This window comes from Patescibacteria group bacterium (assembly GCA_018817085.1).
Classification (GTDB): Bacteria; Patescibacteriota; WWE3; order CG2-30-40-12; family CG2-30-40-12; genus CG2-30-40-12.
This window is the reverse complement of record JAHIUT010000013.1, coordinates 1-7,408: the sequence shown is the minus strand read 5'-3', so window position 1 is coordinate 7,408 and position 7,408 is coordinate 1. Positions and strand designations below refer to the sequence as shown.

The 7,408-nt window shown below is 40.7% G+C and carries 4 protein-coding genes; 2 read left to right on the top strand and 2 right to left on the bottom strand.

The window, feature by feature from the left end; all coding sequences use genetic code 11:
• Window positions 1–303: 303 nt before the first annotated feature.
• The gene (locus tag KJ678_01015; protein MBU1016728.1) at window positions 304–888 is read right to left on the bottom strand and encodes a helix-hairpin-helix domain-containing protein; all 585 of its coding nucleotides are present in this window, start codon (window positions 886–888) and stop codon (window positions 304–306) included.
• Between the two features lie 24 nt (window positions 889–912).
• Window positions 913–3,450, bottom strand: coding sequence for a leucine--tRNA ligase (leuS, locus tag KJ678_01010; GenBank protein MBU1016727.1), 2,538 nt, complete (start codon window positions 3,448–3,450; stop codon window positions 913–915).
• A 208-nt stretch (window positions 3,451–3,658) separates the two neighbouring features.
• Here leuS and KJ678_01005 point away from each other — a divergent pair, with 208 nt between their 5' ends.
• Window positions 3,659–5,944, top strand: a complete 2,286-nt coding sequence (locus KJ678_01005) for a hypothetical protein (protein MBU1016726.1) — start codon at window positions 3,659–3,661, stop codon at window positions 5,942–5,944.
• 24 nt (window positions 5,945–5,968) lie between these two features.
• On the top strand, window positions 5,969–7,195 hold the full coding sequence (locus KJ678_01000) for a 50S ribosome-binding GTPase (GenBank protein MBU1016725.1): 1,227 nt from the start codon (window positions 5,969–5,971) through the stop codon (window positions 7,193–7,195).
• Window positions 7,196–7,408: the final 213 nt, after the last annotated feature.

The window sequence follows — 7,408 nt, the reverse complement described above, 5'->3', positions numbered from 1 at the left end:
CGTAAAGCGCGGGGTCATTTTTTAACGGCAGGACCGCTTCGCTTTCGGCAAGAACAGTGTTTCTGTAAGCAAGGGCAGATTTGAAACGGAGAACAGAGAGTTCTAGAAATATCAAAGCGAATATGAGTAAGAGAAAGGATAGTTTCATATTTTAAATTCAAAGTTCAAATAACAAAATTAAATTCAAGCTCGAAACTCAATTTGACTAAGGAGTCTCCTTTGAAAAAGGAGACTCCTTTTTTAAATTCCCAACAAGATTGCTTCTCCCTCGACTACGCTCGGGATCGCAATGACGACATAACATTAATTTACCGTTATATCCCCCTTTATCTTCTCAAAAGTAGCTTTGGGTATAATGTTTTTCTCGTAAAGCTCCTCTATTTTGCTATAGGGACGGTTATCTACTATCTTTTTGGCATATACAGGCCCTATCCCTGTTAACTTACTATCCAACTCGCTTTCGCTCGCCGTGTTTATATTAACACCCCCTGACACTGAAGTACCACTTCCGAAGTGGTATGTTTGCGACAAATCGCCCTCAAAGGGGATGTAAACTTTGGCGCTGTCTTGCAATACTTGGGCTAGATTTACATTTTTAGACAGATACTCTTTGTTAACTTTATCTTCCAAAACGCCTCCCGCCGATTTAATGGCATCAGAAATACGGGATTCTTGAGGAAATTTGTAAATTCCCGGATTAACCACCGCCCCCGAAACATCCACCACTATCTCGGATAAAACCCCTTTAACATCCTCGCAACCTCCCACTTTGGTAAAAACCACAGGGTCGCATTTTTTAGAAGGGGTCACTATTAAAAACCCTAAAACCCCAACAACTATTCCGAGAATAAAAGAAAGAGATAGTTGTTTTATTTTAGACATCTCCATACAGATTTGTAACCTTTTTCAAAACTAAACTACAAAGTTTATGGTTTTATTTGGCACAAATATAACCCTCTTTATCTCTTTGTTAAACAACATGTCCCTTACTTTCTCAATTTCCCCCGCCATTTTTTCAACCACTCCCCTATCCCCCGCTTTGTCAGCAGACAACTCAATAAGACCTTTAAATTTGCCGTTTACCTGCACAGATATACTTATTTTGTCCTCCTTTATTAGGGCAAGATTATATTTGGGCCACTGTTGTTTATGGACAGAACCTTCCCCACCCAAGGTATGCCAAAGCTCCTCCGTAATAAACGGGGCAAATGGGGCGAGCAACTTTAAAAATTCCTTATATTCAACTGCCGAAAGAATATTTGATTTTGACATACTATTAACATACTCCATCATAAAAGCTATGGCTGTATGAAATTTTAATTTTTTAATATCCTCCGTTACTTTATAGACAGTTTTCTTAAAACGAGCGCTTACATCCTCATTGTCTTTAGAGAATTCCCCCTGCCCTATTTGCCATACTTTGTCTAAAAATCTTTTTAATCCTAAAATAGAAACCGTACTCCACACATATGTCCCGTTAATCGGTCCAAGAAAGAGTTCATACATTCTAACCGAATCAGCGCCAATTTTTTCCACCAACTCGTTTGGATTAATTACATTCCCAAAGCTTTTGCTCATCTTTCGCCCATCTTCCCCTAAAATCATTCCTCTATTTATTCTCAATGTATAAGGCTCGTCGGTACCTACCACCCCAATATCATATAAAAATTTATGGATAAACCGGGAATACAATAAATGCAAAGTGGTGTGTTCAGGACCCCCCAGATATAGGTCAACAGGCATATAATATTTGTACAGTCCTTTAGATACAAGCTCCTTTTCGTTCTTTGGGTCCAAAAATCGCAAATAATACCAATTACTGCCAGCCCAATTTGGCATAGTGTCTGTTTCTCTTTTCGCAAGCGCGCCACAATTAGGACAAGTGGTTTTGACCCAGTCAAGCGCTTTGGAAAGAGAGGACCTGCCATCCTCGGAAAGCTTGTAATCCTTAACAACGGGCAGTTGCAAAGGCAATAGCGCTTCGTCCAAAGGAAACCACCCGCGAGCATCCCAATCAATTTCTTTGGAAAAAGCCTCACCTTTCTTCGCGCAGGTTTCGCAATAAACCATAGGAATTGGCTCTCCCCAATAATGTTGTCTGGAAAAAACCCAATCTCGCATCTTAAAATTTACCGCATATTTCCCGCAGGCTTTTTCCTCCAGCCATTTACAAATTGCAAAAATAGCTTTCTCCGAAGTCATACCAGTGAAATCGCCGGAGTTGACGAGAGTGCCGTACCCTTCAAAAACTCCATTGGAATTTGTCCGCCAGCCGGCGGATTGAAATTTAGGGTCTTTATAAGAAGGAACTATAACCTTCTTTACCGGCAGACCGTATTTTTTAGCAAATTCCCAATCCCGCGCGTCGTGGGCAGGAACCGCCATTATCGCCCCACCTCCATAACTGCCAACAACATAATCGGCAACCCAAATAGGAATCTTTTCTCCGTTAACAGGGTTATTTGCGTAAGCGCCAAGAAAAACCCCCGTCTTTTCCTTGTCAGCCGAAGTTCTTTCTATTTCAGTCTTGGCAAGGGATTTTTTGACATGTTTTTTTACTTCCGCTTCTCGCTCTTTAACAGTTAGCGCCTCTATCTGCGGATGTTCCGGAGAAAGGACAAGGTAAGTCGCACCGAAAATCGTGTCGGGACGGGTAGTAAAAACTGTAATGTATTCCTCGTTCTCATTTTTAATTTTTAATTTTGAATTTGATTTGAACTTTGAACTTTGAACTTTGAACTTTATACTTGCCCCCTCACTCTTCCCTATCCAATTCTTCTGCATATCTTTTATGTGCTTAGGCCAATTTAGTTTATCCAAATCCGCGGATAGTCTCTCCCCATATTTAGTAATCCGCAATAGCCACTGCTCCAATTCCCTTTGCCCAACCTTTGCCCCGCATCGCTCGTGAGTTCCATCGGACAACACCTCTTCATTAGCCAGTCCAGTCTTACATTTAGGGCACCAATTTATAGCTATTTTGGCTTTATACGCCAGCCCCTTTTTGAACATCTGCAAAAATATCCATTGCGTCCATTTATAGTAATTGGGAGCAGAGGTGTCTATTTCACGGCGGAAGTCAAAAGACAATCCTAAAGAAAGCATTTGCTCTTTAAATGTTTTAATATTTTCCGCCACAGTTTCTTGCGGAGGGCGCCCTGTTTTAATGGCATAGTTTTCCGTAGGCAGACCGAAAGAATCCCAACCCATTGGAAATAAAACATTTTCACCGCTCATTCTGTAGAAACGAGCTAAAACATCTCCTACCGTGTAGCCCCAAATGTTGCCAACATGAAGACCCAACCCGGAAGGATATGGAAATTCTGCCAAGATGTATTTCTTCGGCTTTTTAGAAAAGTCGGAAGCTTCGGACAAATTCCCCGCAGACCAGATTTTTTGCCATTTGGGTTCTATTATATGGGGGTTGTAGGAAAATTTTTCTGCGGACATAGTTAAGTAAATAATACAACCTTAATTTTAAATTTTCAATAGAAACGCATAGGATTTTAGATTTTAGTTGTGGATTTGAGTTTTGAGCTTTGCGGTTTGAGATTCATTCCCCTACCAAACATTGTTGCTAAAACATTTTACAAGCGGCAAGATATTTTTGCAAAAATTACCCCTTGACAAGATTTTTTAATGTTTATAAACTTTGATTATGGAAAAAAATAACCTGCTCAACCTTATAAACACCTTTCAAGAAGTTGTTCTTTATGCCCTTCCCGTATTTATAGTTCTATTTTTCTTGCCCATAACCAGCGAGTTTTTTGAGTTTAACAAAATGATATCCGTACTCATAATAAGCTCGCTTGCTTTACTTGTTTGGGCAGTAAAAGCCATAAAAACACAAAAGCTAACCTTCGTTAAGTCCCCTCTTGACTTGGGGCTGGGTCTTCTTGTTTTGTCCGCCATACTAGCCACAATATTTTCCCTCAACAAATTCTATTCGTTGTTTGGGCAATATGGGAAGTTTTTCCCTAATATATTTATAGCTGTACTGCTTTTTTCTTTGTATTACACCCTATCGTCAAATATCTCCACAATAAAGGTTGTAAACAATACCATTAAAAGCCTATTAATCACAACAGCTTTGGCATCTCTGATAGGTCTTTTGTCGTACTTTAACCTAACTGAAAAAATCTTTCCCTTTGATTGGGTTTCTGGGGGCGGGTTTAACACACTCGGGTCCCCTGTTACTTTGGGTATTTTGTCGGCGGCAAGTTTTGGCATAGCTCTGGCATTACTTATAAAAACAGCGCTAGCAAAAAATGCGGTGGGCTTATCTTTATATACAACAGTTGCCTTGCTAACGGGTCTGTATATTATATCGGCCAACAACTTACCTACTTGGGTCTGCGCAGGGATTTCTATTTTATTTGTGGCGTTAAATACATATTTTCATCACTCGGAGAATTTGCTTAAATCCTCGCTTATTAAAACTGTGGGTTTAACTCTCGCTATACTGCTTGCTGTTTTTGCGGTAATGAACTATGTACCCAGCATTCGCGCAAGCTTAGGAATTAACTACACTAGAACTATGGAAATAACTTTAGATTCAAAAACATCATGGCAAATCGCCACCAGCGCGTTAAGGGACTTCCCTTTGCTTGGCACTGGTTTATCCACCTACATTATGGATTTCACTTCATACAAACCCCTGTCTTTTAATAACACTCCTTTTTGGAATTTGAGATTCAACAAACCAAGCAACGAGTTTTTTAGAGTTTTTTCTGAACAGGGGCTTTTGGGTCTTACCGCATTAATTCTTTTAACCTTAGCGGTTATAAGAATTACTACAAAATCCCAAAAAGCTAAAGAAGATTTTACCGCCACAGGCGTAAACGCCGCGGTTTTAGGGATATTCGCGTCCTTTCTCTTTTATAGCGCCAATACCGCCATAGCCGTTTTAACAATAATACTTCTGGCGCTTTTAGTACGCATTCAAAAAGAGTTCCAGGAAGGTTTTGCCGAAGATGTTACTTTTAGCGTGGCGGCTGTAGGCGAAAGACTAAGTTTAAATTTCGGGCAGGATAAAAAAGAAATTTTAACTTATGTATTTATGGGGCTTTCTTTGCTTATAGCCGTCCCTACAATTTTCGCCTCTGTTAAAGCGTACACTGCCGAAATTTATAGGAGAACTGCCCTACTCTCCGCTGCTAGCGGAAATATCGGGGAGGCATACAATTTGTACAACAAAGTGGTTTACCACAACCCATTTTACGACACATACAGACGGGATTTTGCCAATATTGACATTGCTTTAGTTGCCCTTATTGCCCAAAAAGGCGACGCTATAACCGAACAGGATAAATCGGATATGCAACAGTTGGTAAATCAGGCAACAAGAGAAGTTAGATTAACCACAGAAAAAATAAACCCCCTGTTTGTGGCAAACTGGGAGCACCGAGCTTGGGTCTTTAATCAGTTAACCGCCTTGGACAAGAATGCCGCTCAAGCGGCTATGGATGCGGCGCAGGAAGCGGTGCAATTAGACCCCCTAAACCCGATTTTGAGAGTGGGATCTGGAAATGTAGTGGGAACAGGTTCTATATATTACTCCGCAGGAGATTTTCAAAGGGCGGCTATATCTTTTGCAGAGGCAATTCAATTAAAGGCCGATTTCGCCAACGCGTATTACAATCTATCGCTTTCTCAAGCGCAACTAAAAAATTGGGAGGCGTCGGCGACGAATATGGAAATAGTGTTAAGACTTTTACCGCAAGACTCCGAAGACTTTAAAATTGCCAGCGATAACTTAAAGATTTTGCAGGAACAAGCGGAAAAAGTCCGTGAAGAAGTGGCAAAACAACAGCAAGAACAACAAGCTATACAAGAGCAAGCTCAGCAGGAACAGATTCAAAAAGAACAAATTAAAAACCAACCGGTTGTAAACGAAATTCCCGCTGAAACCGCGCCAGCGCAAACACAGCCTACTCCTCAATAACAAAAAACCTGCTATAATTAGCCTATGATTGATACAGCCAAAATAACAGTATGGGGAGGAAGTGGTGGCGACGGACTAATAACCTTTGGACGCGCTAAATTTAAACCTAAAGGACCGCCAATGGGGGGCAGTGGGGGCAGTGGCGGAGATGTGTATTTAATTGCAGATACCAACATAGCAACTTTAAAAGACTTTGTTAGCGCCAAAATATTTAAAGCGACAAACGGAGGGGCGGGGGGGCCCAAGGATAAAACAGGAAGATGCGCGGAGGATTTGTTTATAAGAGTGCCTATCGGAACAACCGTAAAAGACAAAGACGACAAGATTATTTACGATTTAGATAGCAATAAGGATATTGTTCTTGTGGCAAAAGGCGGAGCGGGAGGGCATGGGAACGCGCATTTTAGCAAATTGCAAGTTCCAATCCGCCCGCTGGCGGACAAATTCCAAAAAGAACAGCACCCGGAGCTAATGGAATATACAGGAAGAAAATTCAGCCGGGAAAAACATATTTACTACGCGGAAAAAGGAAAATTGGGAGGACGCGCGGAATTTAAACTAGAATTAAAACTTATTGCAAACGCGGGGCTAGTAGGACTTCCAAACGCAGGTAAATCTTCCCTTCTGAACGCCCTTACTAAAACCACCAAAGCCCCTGTTGGCAGTTATCCATTTACAACGCTAGAACCAAACTTAGGGGTTATCTTTACACACACCACCACACCGGGTGTGAAGGATTCTCACACGCCCGGTGTGGTTATCGCCGACATACCGGGTATTATAGAAGGCGCCCACGAAGGCAAGGGTCTTGGAGATAAATTTTTAAAACATATAGAAAGAACCCAACTTCTTGTACATATTATTTCTGTAGAGAATCTGGAAAGTGGCGCAAAATCAATAACCAAAACAAACGCTTACAAAACAATTCGCGACGAGCTGTATAAATGGAATTTAGGACTTATTGAAAAGGAGGAAGTTATTGTTGTTAATAAAATAGATATAGCAAAGGACATAAACATATTAAAAAAATATTTTAGAAATGTTATTTTCACCTCCGCTATAACGGGAGAGGGGGTAGCCGAGCTTAAAGAAAGAATAATAGAAAAAATTAAAAAACAAGAAGAAAAGGAAGACATCAAGAAAAAAAGCGAGGTCTCCCCTACTCTAACCTTTACTCTCCAAACCCTTCCGAATAGGAAAATGGTGTTTAATCTTCCTTTGAAAAAGGTGACTCCTTTGTTTATGTTTTGAGGTCAATTGGGGTCAGACCCCTATGAATTAGACAAAGGTCTCTCCTTTGCAAAGGAGAGACCTTGTACTATAGGGGGGGTTTTGCTAAACCCGCGCTGGATTTGGTAAAATATACTAAATGCCTGCTAAAATATCACTAGGATTGTTATTTCTTCCTTTCTTTTTTCTTGTGTCTTCTTCTCCCCTATTTGCCGAAACTTCTTATCACACATT

Excerpts from the sequence above, each read along its gene's own strand:
- KJ678_01015 (MBU1016728.1), bottom strand. The coding sequence starts at position 888 with ATGGAGATGTCTAAAATAAAACAACTATCTCTTTCTTTTATTCTCGGA.
- leuS (MBU1016727.1), bottom strand. The coding sequence starts at position 3,450 with ATGTCCGCAGAAAAATTTTCCTACAACCCCCATATAATAGAACCCAAA.
- KJ678_01000 (MBU1016725.1), top strand. The coding sequence starts at position 5,969 with ATGATTGATACAGCCAAAATAACAGTATGGGGAGGAAGTGGTGGCGAC.
- KJ678_01005 (MBU1016726.1), top strand. The coding sequence starts at position 3,659 with ATGGAAAAAAATAACCTGCTCAACCTTATAAACACCTTTCAAGAAGTT.